The sequence below is a fragment of the Empedobacter brevis NBRC 14943 = ATCC 43319 genome, assembly GCF_000382425.1.
GTDB lineage: Bacteria > Bacteroidota > Bacteroidia > Flavobacteriales > Weeksellaceae > Empedobacter > Empedobacter brevis.
This window is the reverse complement of the sequence record NZ_KB908291.1, coordinates 319,409-343,053: the sequence shown is the minus strand read 5'-3', so window position 1 is coordinate 343,053 and position 23,645 is coordinate 319,409. Positions and strand designations below refer to the sequence as shown.

26 protein-coding genes and 2 pseudogenes are annotated in these 23,645 nt (G+C 36.3%); 16 read left to right on the top strand and 12 right to left on the bottom strand.

Annotation, left to right across the window (positions count from 1 at the left end; translation table 11 throughout):
- Positions 1–19: 19 nt before the first annotated feature.
- Together H277_RS0101710 and H277_RS0101705 are read left to right on the top strand one after the other, a co-directional pair.
- A complete protein-coding gene (locus tag H277_RS0101710; RefSeq protein ID WP_019973838.1) occupies positions 20–844 on the top strand; it encodes an AraC family transcriptional regulator in 825 nt (274 codons plus the stop codon).
- 70 nt (positions 845–914) lie between these two features.
- Positions 915–2,066 (top strand): agmatine deiminase family protein, encoded by a 1,152-nt coding sequence (locus H277_RS0101705; RefSeq protein ID WP_019973837.1) that lies wholly within the window; start codon positions 915–917, stop codon positions 2,064–2,066.
- Between the two features lie 68 nt (positions 2,067–2,134).
- Here H277_RS0101705 and tnpA read toward each other — a convergent pair whose 3' ends face one another.
- A complete protein-coding gene (tnpA, locus tag H277_RS0101700) occupies positions 2,135–2,566 on the bottom strand; it encodes an IS200/IS605 family transposase (RefSeq protein WP_019973836.1) in 432 nt (143 codons plus the stop codon).
- 138 nt (positions 2,567–2,704) lie between these two features.
- Between tnpA and H277_RS20350 the strand changes: the two are divergent.
- The 5 genes and pseudogenes from H277_RS20350 to H277_RS0101675 all read left to right on the top strand — a co-directional run.
- A pseudogene (locus H277_RS20350) lies at positions 2,705–3,196 on the top strand (GNAT family N-acetyltransferase); the annotation flags it as partial.
- A gap of 33 nt (positions 3,197–3,229) precedes the next feature.
- Positions 3,230–3,868 (top strand): class I SAM-dependent methyltransferase, encoded by a 639-nt coding sequence (locus tag H277_RS20345; RefSeq protein WP_026357382.1) that lies wholly within the window; start codon positions 3,230–3,232, stop codon positions 3,866–3,868.
- 160 nt (positions 3,869–4,028) lie between these two features.
- A complete protein-coding gene (locus H277_RS0101685) occupies positions 4,029–4,913 on the top strand; it encodes a pepsin/retropepsin-like aspartic protease family protein (RefSeq protein ID WP_019973834.1) in 885 nt (294 codons plus the stop codon).
- 76 nt (positions 4,914–4,989) lie between these two features.
- Complete coding sequence (locus tag H277_RS20120; protein WP_146810308.1) at positions 4,990–5,496, top strand: STM3941 family protein; 507 nt, start codon at positions 4,990–4,992, stop codon at positions 5,494–5,496.
- A 31-nt stretch (positions 5,497–5,527) separates the two neighbouring features.
- Positions 5,528–6,166, top strand: coding sequence for a DUF7079 family protein (locus tag H277_RS0101675; RefSeq protein WP_033422492.1), 639 nt, complete (start codon positions 5,528–5,530; stop codon positions 6,164–6,166).
- A gap of 183 nt (positions 6,167–6,349) precedes the next feature.
- Here H277_RS0101675 and H277_RS0101670 read toward each other — a convergent pair whose 3' ends face one another.
- The 3 genes and pseudogenes from H277_RS0101670 to H277_RS0101655 form a co-directional block, all read right to left on the bottom strand.
- Entirely contained in the window at positions 6,350–7,195 is an 846-nt protein-coding gene (locus H277_RS0101670) for a tetratricopeptide repeat protein (protein ID WP_019973831.1), read from the bottom strand.
- Between the two features lie 167 nt (positions 7,196–7,362).
- Positions 7,363–8,120: pseudogene (locus H277_RS19450) on the bottom strand (SDR family oxidoreductase).
- A 281-nt stretch (positions 8,121–8,401) separates the two neighbouring features.
- Positions 8,402–8,932: an NAD(P)H-dependent oxidoreductase gene (locus tag H277_RS0101655; protein WP_019973829.1), complete on the bottom strand. Its 531-nt coding sequence runs from the start codon at positions 8,930–8,932 to the stop codon at positions 8,402–8,404.
- Between the two features lie 98 nt (positions 8,933–9,030).
- On the opposite strand from H277_RS0101655, the gene H277_RS0101650 reads away from it, so the two are divergent.
- Complete coding sequence (locus tag H277_RS0101650; protein ID WP_019973828.1) at positions 9,031–9,384, top strand: winged helix-turn-helix transcriptional regulator; 354 nt, start codon at positions 9,031–9,033, stop codon at positions 9,382–9,384.
- A 43-nt stretch (positions 9,385–9,427) separates the two neighbouring features.
- Here H277_RS0101650 and H277_RS0101645 read toward each other — a convergent pair whose 3' ends face one another.
- Positions 9,428–10,198 (bottom strand): response regulator transcription factor, encoded by a 771-nt coding sequence (locus H277_RS0101645; RefSeq protein WP_019973827.1) that lies wholly within the window; start codon positions 10,196–10,198, stop codon positions 9,428–9,430.
- A 299-nt stretch (positions 10,199–10,497) separates the two neighbouring features.
- Between H277_RS0101645 and H277_RS0101640 the strand changes: the two genes are divergently transcribed.
- From H277_RS0101640 to H277_RS0101620, 5 genes are read left to right on the top strand one after another with little or no spacing between them, the layout of a single operon-like run.
- Positions 10,498–10,905, top strand: a complete 408-nt coding sequence (locus H277_RS0101640) for a hypothetical protein (RefSeq protein WP_154652435.1) — start codon at positions 10,498–10,500, stop codon at positions 10,903–10,905.
- Between the two features lie 38 nt (positions 10,906–10,943).
- A complete protein-coding gene (locus H277_RS0101635) occupies positions 10,944–11,810 on the top strand; it encodes a hypothetical protein (protein ID WP_146810305.1) in 867 nt (288 codons plus the stop codon).
- Positions 11,811–11,819: 9 nt separating this feature from the next.
- Positions 11,820–12,221 (top strand): hypothetical protein, encoded by a 402-nt coding sequence (locus tag H277_RS0101630; RefSeq protein WP_019973824.1) that lies wholly within the window; start codon positions 11,820–11,822, stop codon positions 12,219–12,221.
- A 5-nt stretch (positions 12,222–12,226) separates the two neighbouring features.
- On the top strand, positions 12,227–12,739 hold the full coding sequence (locus H277_RS0101625; protein ID WP_019973823.1) for a hypothetical protein: 513 nt from the start codon (positions 12,227–12,229) through the stop codon (positions 12,737–12,739).
- Between the two features lie 14 nt (positions 12,740–12,753).
- A complete protein-coding gene (locus H277_RS0101620) occupies positions 12,754–13,197 on the top strand; it encodes a hypothetical protein (protein WP_019973822.1) in 444 nt (147 codons plus the stop codon).
- Positions 13,198–13,244: 47 nt separating this feature from the next.
- Here the strand turns inward: H277_RS0101620 and H277_RS0101615 are convergent, their stop codons facing one another.
- Positions 13,245–13,541 carry a putative quinol monooxygenase gene (locus H277_RS0101615; RefSeq protein WP_019973821.1) on the bottom strand — a complete coding sequence of 99 codons (297 nt, stop codon included), beginning with the start codon at positions 13,539–13,541 and terminating at the stop codon, positions 13,245–13,247.
- 18 nt (positions 13,542–13,559) lie between these two features.
- A complete protein-coding gene (locus H277_RS0101610; RefSeq protein ID WP_019973820.1) occupies positions 13,560–14,153 on the bottom strand; it encodes an NAD(P)H-dependent oxidoreductase in 594 nt (197 codons plus the stop codon).
- A 287-nt stretch (positions 14,154–14,440) separates the two neighbouring features.
- Here H277_RS0101610 and H277_RS20395 point away from each other — a divergent pair, with 287 nt between their 5' ends.
- Both H277_RS20395 and H277_RS0101600 read left to right on the top strand, forming a co-directional pair.
- Positions 14,441–14,638, top strand: coding sequence for a hypothetical protein (locus tag H277_RS20395; RefSeq protein ID WP_221406887.1), 198 nt, complete (start codon positions 14,441–14,443; stop codon positions 14,636–14,638).
- 32 nt (positions 14,639–14,670) lie between these two features.
- Complete coding sequence (locus H277_RS0101600) at positions 14,671–15,567, top strand: LysR family transcriptional regulator (RefSeq protein WP_019973818.1); 897 nt, start codon at positions 14,671–14,673, stop codon at positions 15,565–15,567.
- Position 15,568: 1 nt separating this feature from the next.
- On the opposite strand, the gene H277_RS0101595 is transcribed toward H277_RS0101600, so the two are convergent.
- Genes H277_RS0101595 through H277_RS0101575 form a run of 5 tightly spaced genes read right to left on the bottom strand, consistent with a single transcriptional unit; the run spans position 15,569 to position 22,108 of the window.
- A complete protein-coding gene (locus H277_RS0101595; protein WP_019973817.1) occupies positions 15,569–16,858 on the bottom strand; it encodes a TolC family protein in 1,290 nt (429 codons plus the stop codon).
- Between the two features lie 13 nt (positions 16,859–16,871).
- Positions 16,872–19,292, bottom strand: coding sequence for an ABC transporter permease (locus H277_RS0101590; RefSeq protein ID WP_019973816.1), 2,421 nt, complete (start codon positions 19,290–19,292; stop codon positions 16,872–16,874).
- Between the two features lie 19 nt (positions 19,293–19,311).
- The gene (locus H277_RS0101585; RefSeq protein WP_019973815.1) at positions 19,312–20,130 is read right to left on the bottom strand and encodes a GIN domain-containing protein; all 819 of its coding nucleotides are present in this window, start codon (positions 20,128–20,130) and stop codon (positions 19,312–19,314) included.
- A 21-nt stretch (positions 20,131–20,151) separates the two neighbouring features.
- The gene (locus tag H277_RS0101580; protein ID WP_019973814.1) at positions 20,152–20,862 is read right to left on the bottom strand and encodes an ABC transporter ATP-binding protein; all 711 of its coding nucleotides are present in this window, start codon (positions 20,860–20,862) and stop codon (positions 20,152–20,154) included.
- Positions 20,855–22,108 carry an efflux RND transporter periplasmic adaptor subunit gene (locus tag H277_RS0101575; RefSeq protein WP_019973813.1) on the bottom strand — a complete coding sequence of 418 codons (1,254 nt, stop codon included), beginning with the start codon at positions 22,106–22,108 and terminating at the stop codon, positions 20,855–20,857. The genes H277_RS0101580 and H277_RS0101575 overlap by 8 nt, the downstream gene beginning before the upstream one ends.
- Before the next feature lie 192 nt (positions 22,109–22,300).
- Between H277_RS0101575 and H277_RS0101570 the strand changes: the two genes are divergently transcribed.
- Positions 22,301–23,641, top strand: coding sequence for a sigma-54-dependent transcriptional regulator (locus H277_RS0101570; protein ID WP_026357342.1), 1,341 nt, complete (start codon positions 22,301–22,303; stop codon positions 23,639–23,641).
- Positions 23,642–23,645 lie beyond the last annotated feature (4 nt).

Sequence of the window (23,645 nt, the reverse complement as noted above, 5' to 3'; positions counted from 1 at the left end):
AAACTGAAAATCGCATGGTATGGAAGACCAGCTGAATTGTATTTACAGGGTGATTCATTTTGTGGAAAAACATTATGATCAGCCTATTGCGGTAAAGGATCTGGAAGCTATTTCCCATTATTCGTACCGGAATATTCAGCGTATTTTTAAATACAGCTGCGGCGAAACTATTGGTGCTTTTCAGCAACGGCTAAAGGTGGAAAACGCTTATAAACGGATTCTTTATACTAAAGAAAACCTTACGTCTATCGGTCTTGAGGTGGGCTTTGCTTCTATTGCTTCTTTTTCCAAAGCGTTTAAACAGCATTTTGGTATTTCGCCCAAAGAAGCCCGCGCCCATAAAGCGCAATTGCTGTGCGGACCTGAACTCGTTCCGACAACTTCCGAAAGCTTGCTACAACCCGAAATTGTTTATCTTGAACCTGTTGAAGTGTATTATCAAAGTATTCAGGCGGATTATGAAAATGAAGCTATTGAAGTATTATGGGAACGGTTTATGCAGTATGATTTTCCCGGTTCCAATGTAGCGTATTTTGGTGTGATAGCCGATGAGCCGCTGATTAAAACGGCTATCAACTGCCGGTACGATGCTTGTGCGACGATGCAGGCACGGCATAAAAAACTGCCGTCGAAAACGATACTGGGCGGGCGGTATGCCCGTTTTACGCATAAAGGGAGTTATGAAACCATAGATACTACGTATGCAAAGATTTACTCCCGCTGGATTTTTGATTCGGATTTAGAGTTCTCCCCTGCTCCTATTATTGAACAGTATGAAAAGTATGCTGCCAATAGTAGTGAACTGGAAACGCAGCTCACGTATATTTTGCTGCCTTTGCAGTAAGTTGTCAATTCCGGACAACTTTACAAAAATTTGACGGGCTACTTTTGTCCTGTCAAAAAACAAATGAATCATGCAAAAAAAGAAAATGATGATGTCCTTATTAATCCCTGCTATTTTATGTTCGTGTACGCCAACGGACCTAACGGATGGTACCGATACCATTCAACCCAACACCATTGTTTACACCATGCTCGAAGAATCGGCACCGCACGAAGGTACATGGCTGCAATGGCCGCATCAGTACCAGTACGGAACGGCTTACCGCAACAGTCTGGACCCGACATGGGTGGCCATGACAAAGGAACTGGTGACAAGTGAAAAGGTGCATATTATCGCCTACAACGAAACGGAAAAACAGCGTATTGTGAAGTTATTAAATCAGGCAGGTGTTGCATTGACGAATGTTGATTTTAAAATTTATAAAACGGATGATGTCTGGATACGGGACAATGGCCCGATTTATACAAAAGATGCGAGCGGTAACCTGGTGATCCAGGACTGGGGCTTTAACGGCTGGGGCGAAAAAACGGATGACGATTCGGGTTATCCTATCGGGTTTGAAAACTGTGACCTGATTCCGGCAAAAATCGGAGCTGACCAGAACAGAACGGTTATCAACCTGAACGAAACCATGATTAACGAAGGCGGAAGTGTCGAAATTGACGGTAACGGGACGTTAATGGCGTGTAAAAGCTCTATTCTGAATGCTAACCGGAACCCGGGAATGACACAGGCGGAAGCTGAAAAAATATTTACGAAATACTTAGGTGTTACGCATTTTATCTGGCTGGACGGCAAAGCCGGACTTGATATTACGGATATGCACATTGATGGTTTTGCACGGTTTGCCAACCCGACTACTATTGTTACGATGAACGACGATGACCTGGCGGAATGGCAGGTGCCGGACAGTGATATAGATAAACTTTATGCCGCAAAAAATAAAAACGGTATGCCTTACACTTTTTTAAAAATCCCGTTGACACAAAACAATGTGAAAAAGACGGACGGAACGAATTTGGGTTATAAAGGATCGTATATCAACTATTATATCGCGAATACGAAAGTACTGGTGCCGAATTACAACGACCCGAATGATGCGGTGGCTAATGCGATGATTCAAACATTGTATCCTGACAGAACGGTTGTAGGAATAGATGTCCGCAACCTGTATGAAAATGGCGGAATGGTGCATTGTGTCACGCAGCAGCAACCGAAATAAATATCTTGCCCACGGTTTAAACCATGGGCAAGATATTTAAACCATGGGCTAAAATTGTCCGTTAATATTTAAATCGTGGGTTTATAAAACGCTAAAAAATCCTGGTATTCCTGTTCAAAGGTTATTTTTCTGTGGTGTGCTTTCTGGTTTTTGATGTATTCAAATATTTTGTTTTTCACCGATTCACTTACCGAGAATGCTGCGTACCCTGTTTGCCATGAAAATTTTTCAGTCATAAAATTTTGCTGATTGATATAGTGCGATGTACTTCCTTTTACCTGTTTAATGACTTCTGCAATGCTTTTCGCGGGGTTCAGAAAAAACAAACAATGCACGTGGTCGGGAATTCCGTTGATAATGAGTGGCAGACAGTCCTGATTCGTGAACTGTTCTTTCATAAACTGATAAACCGTTGCTTCTATTTCGGGCCAAATGAAGGCCGCCCGGTTTTTTGTCGACCAGATGGCGTGAATCAATATTTTATGAAAAGAATGTGACATTATTTTCAGGCTTATCCCAAATTTACGCAAAAAATATTTAACCATAGCCCACGGTTTAAACCGTGGGCGAATGTTTAAACCTTGGGTTAAAAGAGGTTTTGGTAAATTAGCAGCATTAAATTTATCTAACCATTTAAGATGAAGAAAATTACAGAAACCAACCGGCTTTTTTTGAGGGAACTGCATCCGGATGATGCGGAAGACTTTTATAGGCTAAACCTGAATCCGAATGTCATAAAATATACGGGAAATGTGGCTTTTGAAAGCATAAAGGAAACCCGTAAATTCCTTGAAGATTATGAGGATTACAAACGAAACGGTTACGGAAGATGGGCTGTTATGGTAAAAGAATCGATGCAATTTGTGGGCTGGTGCGGACTGAAATATGACGAAATGGAAAATGAAACTGATATCGGATTCCGCTTTTTCGAGGAAGAATGGAACAAGGGTTATGCGACTGAAAGCGCACAGGCGTGTTTGGCTTATGGTTTTGAAACGCTTCATCTGAAACAAATTGTGGGACGCGCCATGAAAGAAAATACTGCTTCTATACATGTTTTGGAAAAAATAGGGCTCGCATATGAAAAGGATATTGAGCTGGACGGACAACCTGCCGTGAAATATAAAATTGAATCTTTAACCCACGATTTAAATCGTGGGCAAATGGACAAAAACAAAGAAACATTTGATACCTGGAACAAAATTGCTTCAGTCTACCAAAACAAATTCATGGACATGGATTTGTATAACGACACTTACGATTATATCTGTACTTCTGTTCACAAACAAAAAGCAAAATTACTGGAAATCGGCTGCGGTCCCGGCAACATTACAAAATACCTGTTGTCACAACGTCCTGACTTTGATATTTTCGGAATTGACATTGCGCCCAATATGATTGAACTTGCCAGGCGAAATAACCCTACAGCGCATTTTGCGGTTATGGACAGCCGGAATATACATACACTTGATACTAAATATGACAGTATTATAGGCGGATTTTGCCTGCCCTATTTGTCGCAAACAGAAAGTAACAAACTGATTGCCGATGCTTACAACCTGTTATACGACAATGGTTTGCTGTACCTGAGTTTTGTAGCAGGCAGCCCGGAACAGTCTGATTTTAAAACGGGTGTCGCCGGAAGAGTTTATTTTAACTACCATGACCTGAATGATTTGAAAACACAACTTATCAAAACAAACTTCGACGATATCAAAACATTCAGCGTGACGTATAAAACCTCAGAAACAGCATTTGAACTACATACCGTGCTGACCGCCAAAAAGAAAAACGGGTTCTAGCATCGCATTTATAAAACGAGATATTCAAAATAATTGTAAATTGGTCATTGGATTTTAATTGACAGGAACATCTTTAACCCATGGTTTAAACCTTGGACTAAAGATGTTTCATGCCAAAAGAATTACACGATATGAAATAACTTTTTAACCCAAAAAAATAATGAGAAAACAAACTTTTTTACTTCTTCTTTCCACGCTTGCAGCGGGTAGCGCTTTTGCACAAAATACGGTAAACGATACCATTCCGCTGGTTATTAACGAACACAATACCATTTATGTTAAAGCGGTTTTTAATAAGCTGGATACACTGAATCTTAACTTTGATACGGGGACATCTGAATTGGTGCTGACCAATGAAACCCTGAAAAACAAACTGAAAGCAGCACCCAAACTATACCATACGCTGTATAACCTGAACATTGGTAAAAGTGATTACCAAACAAAAGTGTACGATGCGCAGTTAGCGGGACACGGGACAGACGGTAGATTTGGCTGGGATTTCTTTAACGGCCAGATTGTTGAGCTCAATTACGATAAAAACATACTGGTGGTGGGCGATAAAATGCCGGATGATGTCGTAAACGACCCTACATATACAAAGCTCAATATCCACTTTTTTAACAATGTTTTCTCGGTAGAAAGTACCCTTATTCAAAACGGAGTTGAAGTCAAAAGTTCGTTTTTGTTCGATACCGGTTATCAGCGGACAGCTATGCTGGATGATGATTTGATGAAAGAAGGCAATTTTCCTTTCGAACAAATGGAAGAAATCAAAAAAGTCATCATGAAAGGCGCGCAGGGCAATGAAATACCTGTGATTACTTCTAACCTTGAACGGTTGAAAATCGGGGATTATGAACTGGAAAATGTCCCTGTTCAGCAGGTAACTTCCCACAAACCCATGAAAGGCGTTAATATTCATATTCTCGGCAATGAAGTTTTAAAACGGTTCAATACCTTTTTCGATTTTCAAAACAATGTCATTTACATGAAACCCAACAAGCTGTATCACGACGCCTATATCGATAAAAAGAAAAACGTGTAATACATCTGGCCCACGGTTTAAACCTTTAGTCCATGGTTTAAACCATGGGCTAAAGCCAATGAAATAAAACACCATCATGAAAAAAACCGTTCTTTTCAATCCAAAAAAAAGGTTGAAACTCCTGTTGAGAGCCATCCTCTTAACCCTGTTTTCAGGTGGTATGCTCACGATTATCCTGCTTACCAACCCGGTAAAAGTCACCTATGCCGTCCTGTTTAGCGGACTACTGCTTGCCGGGATTGTTCTGCTTATCGCCGGAATTCTGAACATGATGAGCAAAAACCGCACAGGACTCGAATTGGATAACAACGGACTGCTTTTCCTCGGTACTCCGCTTGGCCGTAAACTGGGCCGCGTTCAATGGCAGGACATACAATCCATTCAGCCCGCAAAAGTATACAACACCAACCAGCTGCTGATGACATTCACCGATCCGCAGCGCTATGCGGCTAAAGTGACCAATCCACAGTCCCGCAAAATTATCATAGAAAACGGTTTTCCACTGAACGCCGACGAACTCGACATCAGTTTTCAGGACATGCAAACCCTGGTGACGGAATATTATCATCGCTACCGTTCCTGAGAAATAAAACAGCATAAGCAGGCAAAGAAACATGAAATTTATAAAACTACTTTTCAGTAGAAACAACAAGCCGGGCAATAGCTGGCGGTTATTTAGCACTTCAAAATCAGAAGCGGCCGAATTATTTGTTTCTATGGGACAACTTACCATTGGAGATACCTTTTTAAAAATCGACAACTACCCTTTCGAGCCTTCTGTCGCGTATCAGCAATCCATTTTTAAAACAAATCAAATCGAAGACATCGACTACACCTCCTATCCGCCGACATGCAGACTTGGTAACGAGTTGATTTTTCTGCCTGCTGAAAAGAAAACGGAACTTAAAGAATTTGCGTCGAAACACAACATAAAAACTGTTGAGCGCCCCATGATTTGGGAATGGATACTTGAGCCGTTTTTAGACACCGAATTTACACCGGAAACAGACCATAAGTTGACAAAAATTTTAGAGAATTACGGGTTGACAGCTGACCAAATAAAATCTTTACGAACAGAAGTCGAAACGCAAATGCTCAAATACAACTTTGACACCATGCTCTGGGAATGGTGCGGATTTAACGCTTCAGACGTTCTCAGAGCAATGCGGACAGCATATAAAAAAGAAGCGTATGAAGACTTCTATAAACGAGTAATGGAAATCGCATTATTAACTAAAAAAGCAAGTAAATAATCAACCTTAGGGCGTGTCCCTGCGGGCCGGCAGAACTTCGTTCGTAACCTTCATATCAAACAACATTTAGTTGTTCGCTATTTGGTTATACTGTATCTTTTACTTCACTCCGTTTCACAAAAGGATGCCGTTGCTATCCCTCACGCAAACATCTTGCCCACGATTTAAATCGTGGGCAAGATGTTATGGCGTCAACCGCCCCTTTAAGGCATTTTTGTAATTGTTTATCACATTCGGATTATCCGGCGCCAGCTCATACGCTTTTTTAAAGTAGTAAATACTTTGGTTTTCATCACCCAAATCGACCGGAAGATGACTTTTAGCGGCACCTGCATTTAAATACCCCAGATAACTTTCCGGGTATAAGGTAATCGCATACTCAAAATAATTCAGCGCTTTTTTGTACGCTTTTTTGTGGTAAAAAGACAAACCCACATTGTTTATAGCCGCTTCACGGTAGGATTCATCTACAGTTGCCAAAAAACTGAATAGCGCATTTGAATGCGTATAAAATCCGTCTTTAAAATACGTTTTGGCGCGCTCAAATAAAGCGTCCAGCTCATCATCCCCTATCCGCTTCTTTTCATAAAGCTCTAGCAGTTCAATAGCCTCCCTGGTGGTCTCGTTCCGAAAAGCATCGTAGGCCTCATATTTCATAAAATCAGGGTCTAGCTTACTTCCGTCTTTCAGGCAGCTCAGCCGCTTATAAAACAATTGTAACAGAAACGTATAATGATACGCCATTCCCATTCTGGCCGTCCCATCCCCTGCAACCTCGTAACAAGGCGACGGATATTCTTCGGGTTTCCGGAGCATCTTGTGATAGACAGAGACCGAATCTACTACCGTATACTTATCGTACAATTCGCGGTACCTGCTACTTTTATTGGTAGCATAGTTTTGAAAATCGCGGTAGTAATCAAAATAAGGTTCCGTATTTTCCTTTTCGGTTTTTATATCCGTCTTTGGCGTCTGGCTGTAGACCGCACAAGAAATCACTAAAAACCCCATTAATGCAAACTTTTTCATATACTCCGGTATGAATTGGTCAGGTTGATATGCCTGATAATTGACAATCCCTAAGATAATTCAATTCCCAAAGAAATAATAAAAAAATAAATATTTTCTCGAGTCTTCATTCCCAGTAGGAATTTCAAAACCGGGGATTTTCCAATCCGTAGTTTGTCCTTTTTGTCTTAACATCTGATTACTGAAATTCCCGCGTCCACTGTTAATTCGGTTCCATGAATGTATGACGCCTCCTGCGATGCCAGAAATAAAACCGCATGGGCTATTTCGGCAGGTTCACCCAATCGTTTGAACGGAATAGTAGGAATAATGTTTTGAATAGCTCCTTCTATTTGTTCCGCATTCAACCCTGTATTGTTGAAAATATTGGTTTTGATGTGTCCCGGATTAATACCATTTACCCGAGAATGCCTTTTTCGGTAAACTCCGCAGCAAACGTTTTAATGAAGGATTGAACGGCTGATTTTGCGGCAGAATAAACCGCGAAATTTTGCATGCCCATTCCCGTTACCATCGAGGTATTGAATACAATTGTACTTCCTTTTTTCATCAGCGGCAGGATTTGCTGAACGGTGAAAAAGGGACCTTTTACCAACGTGTTAAACAGCTCGTCAAAAAGGGCTTCATCCGTAGCTTCAACCGATGCAAACTTTCCGTAACCCGCATTCACAAACAGCACATCAATGCTATCGGAGTATTGCTTTACCTGTTCCTGCAAAAGCAGTACATCTTTCATATTTCCTGCATTGGATACGATACCGGACGCATTTGTTCCTAAGCGGTATACAGCGTTGTTTACCGTTTCGGCACTTCGCCCCGTGATGATTACTTTTCCGCCTTCATGGATGAATTGCCGGGCAGTAGCAAACCCCATTCCGTTTGTACCGCCTGTGATAAGCGCGTACTTGTCTTTAAATCTTTGCATGGTTTTTTGTTTTAAAATTCTATTGCAAAGATTGGAATACAGGCTATGACAGAAAATCCGAAACGTGCGCTATTTCTAATCAGCGAAAATTTGCGCTATCAGAGGGAGAAAAATAATAGCCCGCAGATCACGCAAATAAACGCAGAAAAAATTGTAAAATAAAAACATCAGCGAAGATCAGTGGCATCAGCGGGAGAAAATAATGTACACAGAGACCGAAAAAACACGTGATAATTTGTACTTTCTGTGGGTTATTTCAGGTAAAAATAAACAGACAAAAACTACAACGCATTCAAAAAGTCAAGGTATTTGGGAACACTTTTTTCAATCCACTCCTCTGATGCGTTCAGCTCTATCCCGTAGTACGCAAAAAACGGACGGTAATCTGCTTTTATATATTCAAAAGTAAGTTCAAAAGGCGCTGTTAACTGCGCTAAAGAATAGTTGTATTTACCTGCCTGTCCATATTCCTTTTCATCAATTCCGACCGAGATTGCCAAAGCAATTTTCTTATTGGAAACCTTGTAACCACTTCCACTTCCGTAAGCCCAGCCATACGTCAGGACTTCATCTAACCATTTTTTGAAAAACGGAGGGCAATTGAACCAATAAAAAGGAAACTGAAACACGATCTTGTCATAGGCTTCTATCAATTTTTGTTCGGCGGAAACATCAATCTTTTCATCGGGATAAACTTTATGCAATTGATGCACATAAAATTTTTCAGGGTATTTATTCAGCACTGCAATCCATCGTTTATTAATTGCTGAATTTTCAATATCGGGGTGAATAACAATGACTAATGTGTTCATATTGTATCAAAAAAAGAATAACAAAACAAAAGTACTTCATTATACCTTATTTTTGTAGGTAAGCTACCTATTGTATGGTACTATAAAAAATGTAAGTAATGTCAAAAATAAAGAAAACATCAACAAATTATGCCAATAAGCTGGCGTTGACAGAGGAATGTCCGGAAGTATATGCTGCGAATATTATTGGCGGACAATGGACATTGGGAATTTGTTGTTATCTGTTAAACGGAAAACTACGATTTGGAGAACTCAGAAAGAAGCTTCCAACAATAACGGAAAGAATGCTGACACTTCAACTCAGAAAATTAGAAGAAAACAAAATAGTTAAACGCACTGTTTATGCAGAAGTACCGCCTCGTGTGGAATATGAGCTGACGGCTATTGGCTATGCCTTAAAACCTGTCATTAAAGAACTGGAAAAATGGGGCGAAGAACATCAAAAAATCTAATATCTCCCGATTTAAACATTCGCCCACGATTTAAATCGTGGGCTTACAAATACCCGTTTTCCAGGCTGCGTTTCAGCAGATCGAAACTGCTTTTCGACCGTGTTTTTTTCAGGATATTTTTGTGATGCGTCCGAACAGTATGGTACGACAGGAATAAGAGCGACGCAATTTCTTTATCAGAATACCCTTTCAGCAGCAGCATAAAGATTTCGAGTTCGCGTTTGGTCAGGCGCTCTCCCACGTTATCGGGAAGCAACGCCGGTTTAAGCGTTTCCTGGTAAAAATCTGTCCGCTGGTTAATCCCGGTTACCGTCACCGTATAATTATTTTTTTCCGTGATATGGTGAATATTGGTATGGATGTTTACGGCCTGCACCAGCTTGCCGTTATCGTCATGTGCCGTATGTATAGCCTGGTGGTGGAACAACTGGTAGCTGTCGTCTGCCGTTTTCATCCGGAAACAGTAGCCCGATTTCAGATTCAGCAGGTGTTCTGTTCCTATTTCGTTTATTTTTTTAAATGACCAGGCTTCGGCTTCTGTTACAAAGGCGAGGTCATCGGGGTGAATCAAATCAATAATTTCTTTTAAATGCAGGGGGTAACTTTCGAGACCGTGCAGTGCAAGTAGCTGCGGATGAAAATGACTCAGCGTACTGTTTACGATATCCAATACGTAATAATAATAACTGCCGGGCACAAAAATATCACCAAACAGCCGTTCCATATTGGGAACTTTTACGGCCTGGTAACGGTCTGCAATCGCATCCGGGTACTGGTCCCATATAGCATTCAGAATATGTTTTACGGGCTTCATAAACCATTGTTTTGAATCTTAAAAATAGTTAAAATAATCTTAAAAATACTACGATTGAGGTATTTTTTAATCGTTCCAAAATAGGGAACTTTATACAAAACAGTTCTGTAAAGTCCGGAAGGATGAACCTAAACCCCTTAACCATGAAAAAACTATTTCTTTTTTATTTCCTGTTGTGGGCAGCTTTTATGGTAAATGCCCAGACCTTAACCGCCGGACTTTATACCTCTGCCGATGGCTATTATACCGTTTCGGTAAGCCAGGAAGGAAACGACATCACGCTGACAGAACCCAATAAAGTGAACCTATACCGTAGTTCGGGCGGTAATATGTACTATCATACCGAACCCAAATATGCCGATTATTACCTGAAAGTAACGGGTGCGCAAGAATATTATACGGGTAAAAAAGGCGGGACAGAATACCAGTTTACCTATTCCGGGAATAGTACGGATGAAGTACTTGCGGACAGCATAGCAAATTGCCCGTTGTATACCAAATACCTTACGCTTTCGGGAGAAGACGAGCTCAATGCACAGGTATGGACATTCTGCGGTGCAGCAGCACTTGTAAAATGTACGTATAACGAACAGGGCGCCAACGAATATGTAGCAAGTGTGATTGTAACGCTTAAATCGTTTTTAGAAGATCCGTCTACCTGCCCTTGTACCGATGTAATTCCCCAAACTGTCTGGAATGCGCATTAGAATACGATAAAACATAATAACCTATAAAAATTAAAGCTATGAGAACACTTTTACACCATTTAGTATTGCCCCTTTTGTTATGTACAGGAGTGGCTTGGGGACAGGAACAAGTAGAGATAAAAGAAAAAGGAAATTACTATTTTAATAATATTTCTACGAATGTTACCAAAAAATTGAACAGTAATGCTGAATCATATAATGCTTCACTTAAAGAAAAGATAGCCTATTTATTGGAGGGAACTTCTTATTATATAAAAGTAAATAAAATTGAAAATGATACTGTTTTTTTTACTTTCGGACTATTCAAGAAAGAAGATGAAGAACGCCTAATAAATAATCACCAACTTAAAGAAATAGATAGTGCACACGTTAAATCTAATGACTCTTCTAATCCATCTAATAAAAGGCAAAAAATTAAAAACATACAGTATTCATTACCAAAAGATGTTTTTAGTACTAATGTTTCAATTCTTTATAACAGGATAGAATATAGAGTTGGTGTTTATACAATTCCTTTTAAACTTAGATTTAGTAGTTTTTCATTTGATGCCAATGTAAACCTTGGGGCTAATTTAGGGGCAAAAATTCGATGGAATAGAAAAATCGAAAATGGCTTTGCTTTAGAACCTATTCTAGGTTTTGGACTTGCAAGTATAAAATTAGACGACTCTAATAGTATTACACAAGAATCAACAAATGTAAGTGCATTTACGATTAATACAGGGTTATTAATCCACCTAACAGGAAACATAAATCTTGCCTTAACGTATGGTTTTGATAATATTAGTCAAAACGACCAGAATAATTATAAATGGAAATACCAAGGTAAAGGATGGCTTGGTATCGGTATAAATGTTTCATTTAACAATGGTAGCAGTAATACAAGTACTTTACAAAAGCAATAACTAAAAACCATGAAAAAACTACTCACACTACTCGTCTTATTTCTTGGATTGGGAATGGCGAATGCGCAGAATGAAAAATTTAATACCTTTTACATCTACAATTTTATCAATACTTCGGATGCGAAAACAGCCGTATTCACCCCTATTGTTACCATACAAGTTGAAAATGCGGATAACTCGGAAGTACGTCATGAGATACACAATCAATTCACAGCATATCTAAAAGATTACGTAAAAAAGAAAATGGGAATCGATGGCGTGGCAACATTTGGGAGAGGAGAAGTTTGGCTACGTTCAGTAGAGCTGGACAGAGAAGAAGAGCTGGCATATACAGCAAAATATCAAAAAGATAAAAAAATACTTTTTACCGGCTCTGATTTCGATTTTAAATTCGTTAATCCTAAAAAATAAAAATCATGAAACAATTCCTTATACTACTCGCTCTATTCCTTGGATTGGGAACAGCGAATGCACAAAAAATAAATAAAAAAGATTTTCTGAAAATTTTAGAAGTCCCCTACAGTACAATTGAAGACGGCGACAAAATACTCCGCGAACTGGGGTGTACGGAAAAAGATAATTCTATACCCAAGTACAATGATATGTTGGCGCTATATTTCCGCTACAATTGCAGTAAAATAAAGAACCATGACTATGTCCACTTCACGGTTTATTACAACCAGTTTCTTTCGATGGAAAAATTGCTGCTCGACGGGAATCAGTACGATGAAATAATACGGATAATGGAAGAACATTATGTATCACTTCCCGAAGAATCAAACGAAAAACAAAAAGTATATCGTTCCAGAAACAAATATAAAGATTACAGAAAAAATGAAGACTATCTTTATCTTTATGTGCGAAAAATGGATAATAATGTGCGGGTTGATGCGGTTAGACGTATTGGCGGCATAACGGTTGACTGGTAAAAAATATGTGCTGAATGAACCAACGCTTCACCGATCAGAATAAAACCCTTTCCTATTTCTATACAGAAGTCTGGGTGGTGTGTCCTGCCTGTGCTAAAAAAGCCATCGCGAAAGTCCATTACGAGGAAAAACAGGCACGTCTGTATTGTGACAGCTGCGGGTATAACAAACAAACCTCGACCGAAACTTCGGTATTCGGGGTAAAAGGGCACTGGCAAATGGCAGCACACGGCTATTTCGGAGCCGAACTGTGGTTGCAGCATCCGTTTAAAAATGACGTATTTTTTGCCTATAACGGTGAACACCTCGATTATCTCGAAGCCTATGTCGGAGCGACATTACGCGAACATAAAGACCGAACGCATTTTACACTGCTGGAAAAACTGCCAAAGTTTTACCACGAGGCCAAAAACCGGAAAGCCCTGCTCTCCCTTATTGGAAAATTAAAACGGAAATAGGTTTGCACCAGATATGATACAGAAAAACATTAATAATAAAAAATGCCTTAATTATAAGGCATTTTTCTAGTTAAATAAATTTGGGGTGTTTCCTGTAATTTTTCTGAAACTATATATCCAAATTCCTTGATATAATTTTGTTGATTGTGAAGATATAGACCTTCCTCATTTTCCCATATCTCATAGAAAATAAATTGATTCTTATCTTTTAAATCTTGATGTAAATCATACAACAAACAGGCTTGTTCTTTTCTGGTTTCCCGAACCATATTTTGTAAAACCGAATAAACTTCTTCCTGATGTACCGGTTTTGACTTAATAATTGCTGTAATGTAAATATGCATTGTTTAAATTTTTAATATTTATCCTATAACACGCTCTAAATGTGCTTTGTATATTTTTTCATAGGCATCTATTCTTTCGTGTGTCGCATTTTTTTCTAAATCATGAAAATGAAAACCATCTATTCTTTCTAAAGCTGCAAATTGATTCATTTTATGAAACCCAAATAAAATACCTTCATCTACCGAATGTTGATCAAAGAATTCTCCTTCCATTGTAAAAGCTGTTTCCGGAGCATTCCAAGTTGTATTTACCATATATTTTTTTCCGTGCATCAACCCTCCCGTTCCATAATTTATATCAGGATTTGTATGGGAACGTCCATCATTTTTATAAACGCCGTTGTTATGTCCGGCTGTAAAAACTTCATCGATGTAATACTTTAATCGATTCGGAACCTGAAACCACCAAACAGGAAAGTGATAAATAATGGTATCCGCCCATTTAAAGTTTTCGACTTCATCAAAAGCGTCAAATTCATCGTTAATATTCGTTACACGAAATTCTACTCCTTTTTCTTTCAAAAAATCTGTTGTCCAATTGTTCAGCATATTATTGAAAGCTCCACCGGAATGTGCAAATTTTTGACCACCATTGATAATAAATATTTTCATTTTGTATTATTTTAATTATTGACAGTACAAATTTCTATCATAATATTTAATTATAAAAATAATTTAAATTGTATATTTGTATCATAATAATTATAGAATGAGAAAACAGTATCATTTTCGGTTGATTAATCATCAATTGTGTGCGTGGGATGTTGATAAACTGATTTTACTTACACAAAATATTCCTCCACAAGAAATTAATTTAAATGATATTCGGAGAACTAGATGAATCATATTGGTACAATGATGACAAAGATGTTCCTACTTGTCGATCGATTTCAGAACATATGCGACTGGTCAACAAAGCTGATCTTGTTTATCCCATTATTATTTGTCCGGACGGAAAATTAGTGGATGGCATGCACCGGGTAGTCAAAGCACTTTTAGAAGGTTTGACGTCTATTCAGGCATATCACTTACCAGTGCTTCCAGAACCGGATTATATTGGTGTACACCCTGATGACTTACCATATGATGAAATATAACTCTACATTTTACACTTAAATATAAATAGAATATGCACTGGAATTTAGAATGGCTTCGAACTTTTAAAGCAATATACGAAACCGGAACATTATCGGCTGCGGCTCAAGAATTATTTATTTCTCAACCAGGTGTTAGCCTACATCTTAATTCTTTGGAAGCCTATACAGGATCCAAATTATTTGATCGTTCAGCACGTAAAATGGTACCAACAGAAAAAGGGAAAATATTTTATAATTTTATCATTGATCCGTTAACAAAACTAGAAAACGGTGAACAGCATTTTCATAAACGTTCACAAGATGAACGTGTCACAATAAGTGTCGGAATGTGTTTTGAAACTTTCCAGTACACATTAGAAGAACATATTGCAGAACTACCATTTAATCTGATTATAAAATTTGGCGAATATCCACAAATGCAGCACGATTTGGACAACGGATTGCTGGATTTGATTATTACACCACAAAAAGGAAATCAGCAAAATATTTTGTACGAACCATTCTCTAAAGAACGAATTGTTTTGATTGCAGGAAATAAAACAGATACTTCCGAACTTGAAAAACTAATGAAAAAGGCTCAAATCTCGGAAGCTGCTGATTTATTGAAGCAGCAATTATGGTACAGTACCGCTGCTGATATGGATCATTTAAGAAACTTTTGGACTAAAAACTTCGGAGAGCATCCTGATTTTAGCCCAAATTATATTGTTCCTAATATTAGTTCAATTATCCGATGTTTAAGTGATAATACAGGGTTTTCTATTGTTCCGGATTTTTTATGTTCTGATGCTTTGGCTAATAAAAAAATTAAAATCGTTTGGGAAGGTCAAAATCCTGTAGAAAATACACTTTATTTCGGTACACGCAAGAAAACTATGTACCAGGAAGAAATTGATCAGTTAGAGAAGTTATTGAAGGAAAAATGGTAAATTATTCATTTGCCAATAGCTTCAATTGATTTTGTATAAAAAGTTGGCTTAAAGTATTATTAAGTTCATTATAATTTGCCTGCAAAACTTGATTTTTAGCCAGTTTATAAACCGAAGCATCTACTCTATCAAATTTGTATTTTGTTTCTGTTGTTTCGAAAGATTGTTGGGATACTTTAACAATTTCTCGAAGGGATTCTGTCAAATTTTGCAGCAAATTCATTTTTTTTAATTCCATTTCAACTAAATCTTTCAAACGCTTCTCTTCTTTGTTCTTATATTCTGCATTCAGTTTTAACTCTATTTTTTTTAATGCTCGTTCCTGCATATTGTTTCCTTTTGAATAAATCGGAATAGAAAGATTTAAACCAACGTATTGGCTTTTATTGTCTTTTAATTGATTTTCAAATTGAAAATTTGTATCGGCTAAACTTTTAATTTTCTGTGCATAAAATGTTCCATACGAATAATTTAAAATTAGATTTGGCAAATACCTTCCGTACAATTGTTTATATTCTTCATTCAGTTTTTCTTCGTTGATATCATATTTAACAAGAGAAGGATAATTTGAATAAATGAACTCATCTTCCGTCATTTCTATTGACAACGGTTGCTGCAGCTCAATATTCTCCGGTTGACCTACTTTTATATTGAGTAATTGAATCAATTCTGTTTTGGCAATAATTTCTTCATTTTTTGATTTTTCTAAATCATTTTGTTCTTGCAAAAAAATTACCTGAATGTCATAAAAATCACTTTTCGGACGTTTCCCCTCTTCTACTTCTTTCGAAATTCTTGTCAATTGACTTTGGGCATTCTCCAACTGATTTTTCAAAACTCTTTGCCATTCTTGTAAAGCTAAAGCTGCCATGAATTTTCCTAAAACCAATAAATCAAATTGATTTTGAATGGTTTCTAACTCCGTTTTTTCAAGTTCGATATCCAAATTTTGAATCTTTGTTTGATTCCATTTCGAAAAGTCAAACAAGCTGACCTGTGCATTAATTGATAAATTATCTGACTGAATATTAGATGGTTCTCTTGTATTTGTTGAAGGATCAATTGAAGATCCAAAACTATACGCATGTGAAATTGAAGCATCAACATTCGGTAAAAATTGTGCTCCGAATGAGCGTTTCACTTTATTTTTTTGTTCAATTTTTATTGACTGAATTTTAAAATCAGGTTGGTTCTCCCTTCCTGATTCTAAACAATTTCCAAGGGTTAATTGTTGTGCTTTTCCCAAAAAAGAGAAAAACACAACCATTATTAAAATATATTTTGAAACCATTTTTGAAAAAAATTTACTCGTATTTTAAATAATTCAGAATGTTAATCCGTGTAGCAGCATATGCTTTTAACAAAACAACAATCAGCGTTAAGCAAAGTAGTAATACAAAGGCGAAAATGTAAACCCAGATCGAGATATCAATCCGATAAACAAAGTTTTCCAACCATTTTTGTACGAAAAAATAACTCGGAACCACAGCGAGTACAAACCCGATAATTGCAAAATAAACATATTGTTTCGATAAGATTTTAAGTAAAGAAGATGTTTCAGCTCCCAACACTTTGCGAATCGCAATTTCTTTGTATTTACGCTCGATGGTATAAGATGAAAGTGCAAACAATCCAAACAGAGCAATTGTAATGACAATTGCATTCAGAATCTTAAACATTTTTTCTTGTTTGGTATAATTCTCATACGAACGGGCAAATTGCTTGTCAACAAATTCATATTCAAACGGGTAATCATTATCAACTTTTGCTTTCCAAAACGTTTCAATGTTATCTATTGTTTCTTTTGTATGCTCCGTGTCTACTTTAATCAGGATATTTTGAAGATTGGAAGGCATCCACTGTACAACTTTAAAATGAAAAAACATCATTGGTCTAATCTTAGCCTGTGGCTCTCCCAAATTAAAATCTTTTGTTACTCCAACCAGTTTTAATTTTTGATTATTCCAATCGAACTCGTCATTTAACTTTAATGTTTCCCCAAAATGTTTTTTTGCCGTTTCATTAATAAGAACACTGGAAATTGTATCAGATGAGATTTTAGTATCTAAATCCCGTCCTTCTTTTACTTCAATTTTCATCATGTTTAGAAAGCCAAAGTCAATCGCCATATTATCCGTTACCAATTGTTTATCTTTTACTCTAAAACTTGTGTTGGATAATGCCCCTCCTGAACCAAACTTAAATGCCGTTGCATTAATGCCTTGTACGCCTTTAATTTTTGCTAAATCTTGCTGGAAACTTTTGTAAAAATTGAACTTATTTTCTCCTAAATCCTGTCTTCTAAACGGAATACTAATCACCTGATCTCCTGAAAATCCCAAATCTTTATTTCCTAAATATTGCATTTGTTGTATCACAATAGTTCCACCTACAATGAAAAAAGTAGCAATTGAAAATTGTAAAATCAACATAGCGTTTCGTAACCAAATTCCATTCTTACTTCTTGAAAAATTCCCTTTTAAAACGTTCAGCTCTTTAAAATTTGACACATAAATGGCAGGAAAAATTCCGGCAATCATCACAACTACAATGAAAATCGCAACAAGATATGGGATAAACGGGATAATTTCTATTTCCAGGTTTTTATCAATCAGCTGATTATAACCGGGCAAACCTACTTCAACCAAAGCCAAAGCAACCAAAAATGCCAAAACAGTTGTGATGGTTGTTTCTACAATAAATTGGACAACAATATTTCGTTTGGTTGCTCCAACCACTTTTCTGATTCCTACTTCTTTCGCTCTTCTAATTGCTTGTGCAGTGGAAAGGTTAATATAATTGATGATGGATAAAATTAAAATCAAATAGGATAATCCCAGGTTAATCTGTAAAAACAGTTTATTTCCCATTCCTTCCGGAAGTCTTGAAACTTTGGCATTTAACCTCGAATCTTTTAAAGGCTGTAATTGTACTTTAACAGGTTCGTATATCTTTGAAAATTCTTCTACTGAAACTCCTTCTCGTTGCGCATTTTTAACTGTATTATTCTCATAAAATAATTGTGTAGCCAGCTTCTCTACTTCTAGTTTGTCTGCAGGATTTTTAAGCTTTATAAATACTCCTGAACCATAATTTCCCCAGTTATCCTTAATATCCTCCAAACGTGAATAAATATTAGAAATAACCATTTTAGGTTGAAAGCTTGTGTATTTTTCTGCTTTAAAAACACCATAAACCGGCATCTTTCTTCCATCATATGTTGTCAAGATTTTCCCTACAGGGTTTTCTTTGCCAAAGATTTTGATTGCTTCACTCTCCTCTATTGCAACACCATATTGATTTTTTCGAAAATCAGCTACATTTCCTTTTGTGAATTTAAATGGAATAAAATCAAAGAATTTTTGATCTGTACTCACAATTCCTTCAACATAAACCTTCTTTTGTCCTATATGAAAAGTTTCCTGTCCATACCATCCTTCAAACCAGCAGAAACTTTCTATTTTATCCGATTTTTCCTTCAGGTAACGAGGCAATGGTTCTACACTCGTAGGCCACACTTCTCCTGCTACAGGAAATCCAGTTAACGTTTCAAAAATACGGTCCTTATTAGAGTTCCATTCATTATAACTGGTTTCATTTTTCCAGTATAATGTTGAGAAAATAACACCTGCAATTCCGATTGCTAAACCAAGAATAGTTAAAAAAGTAAATCCTTTGTTTTTGATGGCGTTGTGTACATATATTTTGAACCAATTTTTTAGCATAATTTAGATATTTTTCAAATTAATAAACGTCCCCATTTTCATTCAAAACCTTCGACAACTTATCCCGTTGAACTGTCAAATCAGTTGGTAACCCTTTTATCGTAACGTTGCTCGCTGTATTCGCATCTACTAAAAGTTTTTGAGACACCCAGCTTGCAATTGAAGAAGCATTACTTGCCACTAAGTTTGCTTCTGTTGTTTTCACGTTTTTTAAATCTGAATGAGAACCGCTTGTCGCTTTTATTGCCAATTGTTCCGTTTCTCCTTTTAAGGTAGCTTTTGCTCCGCTTGAAATGTTAATCGCTGTATATTCCGAATTTATTTTTGAATTCCAAACAGCACCTGAACTCATTTTAGATGAAATAGTAGTAGAAGAAAAATTTCCGTTCAATTGAGCACCTGACGACAAATTAATTTCTATTCCATTTGCTTTTATATCTTTAAAAACAACCTGAGCACCCGAAGTTTGCTTAATCTCAAGTTGATCAGTCTTCATTTTATCTTCAAAAGAAATTCTGGCACCGGCACTCATAGAAACTTTAGTCAACGACGGGCCATAAACTTTAATGTCAATTTTAGCAATCGTTATATCCTGTTGATTTTTAGTATCAACAGCTATTTCCAAAGTATTATTTTTTATAGCAGTGATAATGTAGTTCAAGTTCTCTCTTTTATCTGTTTCGACAATGACTTTTGGAGAATCGGAATTATAATAAATAATGTTAACACCTGATTTTCCAATAATTTCATTGAAAGTTGAAACATTTCGCGATTCCGTAATTTGAGCGTTTAATAAAATGGTTACCAAACTGAACAATAGAAACATATAATTTTTCATGATTTTTTTTAGATTTAAAGTTTACAATTCAGTCTTTTCAAAAACATTTACATTTTTTTGATTCATTTTCTCAGAAAGAATTTCTCCATCTTTCATCGTAATGATTTTCTCAGAATAAGCCGCATCATGAGCAGAATGTGTCACCATTAAAATTGTAGAACCCTGCGCATGCAAATCCATCAACAATTCCATTACTTCGTTTCCATTTGTACTATCCAAATTTCCTGTCGGTTCATCGGCTAAAATAATTTTAGGATTCATCACCAAAGCACGTGCAACAGCGACACGTTGTTGTTGTCCTCCTGAAAGTTGCTGCGGATAATGCTGCAAACGATGAACAATATTTAGTTTCTCTGCAATTTCCTGTACACGTTTTTTACGCTCAGTCCCAGCTATTTTAGCATAAATTAGTGGTAACTCGATGTTATCATAAACTGATAACTCATCAATTAAATTGAAATTTTGAAAAATAAATCCAATGTTTTCTTTACGGACGACGCTACGTTTTGATTCATTGGCAGTTGACATTTCTTGATTATTAATCTCATAGCTTCCTTCATTAAAAGAATCCAGTAAACCAATAATATTTAAGAGTGTTGACTTTCCACAACCGGATGGTCCCATTATCGATACAAATTCTCCTGAATTAATATTCATATTAATTCCATTTAATGCTCGTGTTTGAATGTCTTCTGTGACAAATATTTTTGATAGATTTTCTATTTTAATCATTGTTATTATTTTTTATCGTTAATTCTTGTACCTCTTTATAGTCTTCGTAATTGGAAATAATTACTTTTTCATTTGTTTTTAATCCCGAAAGGACTTCATAAACAGTTGGATTCTCTCGTCCTAACTCAATCTTTCGTCTTATAGCTTTATCATTTTTCACAACAAAAATCCATTTCCCTTGTGTTGTGGCATAAAAAGAACCTTTCGGAACAACCAGTTTCTTTTCTTTCTCCGATAATATCAGTTTTACACCAACGGATAAACCTTCTTGCAAATTTTCAGGAAGTTGGTCAATAAATTCCAATTCCGCTTTAAATTTTCCATTCTTAATTTCCGGAGATATTTTAGTGACTTTAACCTTAATGGTTTTTCCTTTCATCTCTATCTGTCCGTATTGATTTTCCTGAATTCGATCCAAATAATATTCATCTACCATTGCAACCAGTTTATAACCACTCAAAATATCTACTTTACCAATACTTTTCCCGGCTTCTAATGATTGACCTAAATTTGCTTCAAAAGAACTTAAACGACCAGTTTCAGGAGCTAAAACCAAAAAATTCTTTTTATTTTGACGAAGCGTTTTCAGGCTTTTTTGCATAATCCCCAATGCTTCATTGATTTGCTTTAATTGTATAGTATTTGATTCACGCTCTTTTATCAGACTTTTCTGAATAATCGCTTTTCTTTCCTGCTGGTAACGTATTTTTTCTTGTGTGTTTTCCCATTCATTCTTTGCCAGAACCTCTCGATCATATAATTTTTTATTCAATTCAAAATCTAGCTTCGATTGATTGTAATCGTGCTCAATTGCGACAAAATCTTTCGATAAATCCAATTCTTGATTTCGAATGGATAATTTCGATACATTCAATTGATTCATTTGTTCAATAATAGCAGTTTCCTGTGTCAAATAATTCAATTCTGTATTTGGATTATATAAACGTGCGATAGGTAAACCTTTTGTGACCATTTCACCATTCTCAACAAAGATTTCCTGAACAGACCCACCTTCAATCACATTAATTAAGATTGAATTAATAGGTTCTATTTGCGCCTGAAAAATCACAAAATCTTCGAAATTTTCTTCCGAAACATTTTTAATCCTCAATTCATTTATATTAACGGTTAACGTCCGAGGTCGTTTCATCAGATAAATACTCGACGCGCCGAGAACGACGACCGTTGCAACCAATAATCCGAAGCGTTTATATTTTTTATTTTTATGCTTGATTTTCGTATCCATTATTTCTTAAATTTACCAAAACAGCGAGGTGTTTTATTGTATTTCACTAATTATCAATACGTAATAAACGTGCCTGAAATTTATTATTTTCTAAAAGACTGAAACGAATTGCCTTAGAAAATAGATTTAACAATCAATTGTCCGATAATGAACACTTAATTGTTCAGGATTGAACACATGAACAAACAAAATATGAAGAAGACGCAAGCGACAATTTTAATATTAGACGATCAAGAAGAAATTTTAATCGCAAGTAAATTGCTTTTGAAACGTCAATTTGAAACAATTATTACCAGTTCTGATCCAAAAAAAATTCCTCAAATTCTAGTAGAAAATAAAATTGATGTGGTGCTTATGGACATGAATTTTAGAACAGGTTATGAAGACGGAAAAGAAGGTATTTTCTGGTTAAAAGAAATTCAACATTTACAACCCAAAACGAAAGTGATTTTGATGACTTCATATGGAAGTATAGAAACTGCTGTAGAAGGATTGAAATTGGGTGCAGTAGACTATTTATTAAAACCGTGGGATAACGAAAAGCTGGTTGAACTGATAAAAGAAGCCATCAAACAACACAGAAAAGCAATACAAACTTCTGAGACAAAGGAAAGACCATTATTTTTAGGGAATTCTCCTGCCATTGAAAAAGTATATAAAGTAACCAATCGTATTGCAAAGACTGATGCGACCATTTTAATTTTAGGTGAAAATGGAACCGGAAAATCTATTTTGGCAAAATCTATTCATCAAAATTCAAATCGAAATACAGCAAATTTTGTTCATGTAGATTTAGGCTCTTTAAATGAAAACCTATTTGAAAGTGAATTATTTGGTTATAAAAAAGGAGCATTTACAGATGCTAAAGAAGATACCGTCGGTCGTTTTGAAGCCGCAAATAATGGAACAATTTTTCTAGATGAAATTGGAAATCTCCCCCTTCATTTACAAGCTAAGCTATTGCAAGTTATTCAAAACAAAGAAATTATCCGATTAGGAGAAATTAAACCCCGCCAAATAAATGTTCGAATAATCGTCGCAACGAATACAAATTTAGAAGAAGCTGTCCATCAAGGTCGCTTTAGAGAAGATTTGTATTACCGTATTAATACTATTTCGGTGACCATGCCAAATTTAAATGACAGAAAAGAAGACATACAACCATTCATTCATTATTTTTTGAGTGTTTATGCCGAAAAGTATGAAATGGAGATTCCAACAATTGATGAAACAATTGTGAATCAATTAGAACACTATAAATGGAATGGCAATATCCGAGAGCTTCAAAATAGAATTGAACGAGCCGTTATCCTAACCGAAAACAATCAAATTTCTATTGAAAACCTAGGATTTGAGAATTTTATCCCTAAAAAAACGACAGAAAAAAGCCACAATTTGAATGAAATTGAAAAAACTAAAATCATAGAACGTCTACATTTTTTTGATGGAAATATTAGTAAAACAGCCGAAGATTTAGGTGTTTCCCGTGCCGCTCTGTATCGAAAATTAGAGAAGTATAACATTTCAAATTAAGAAT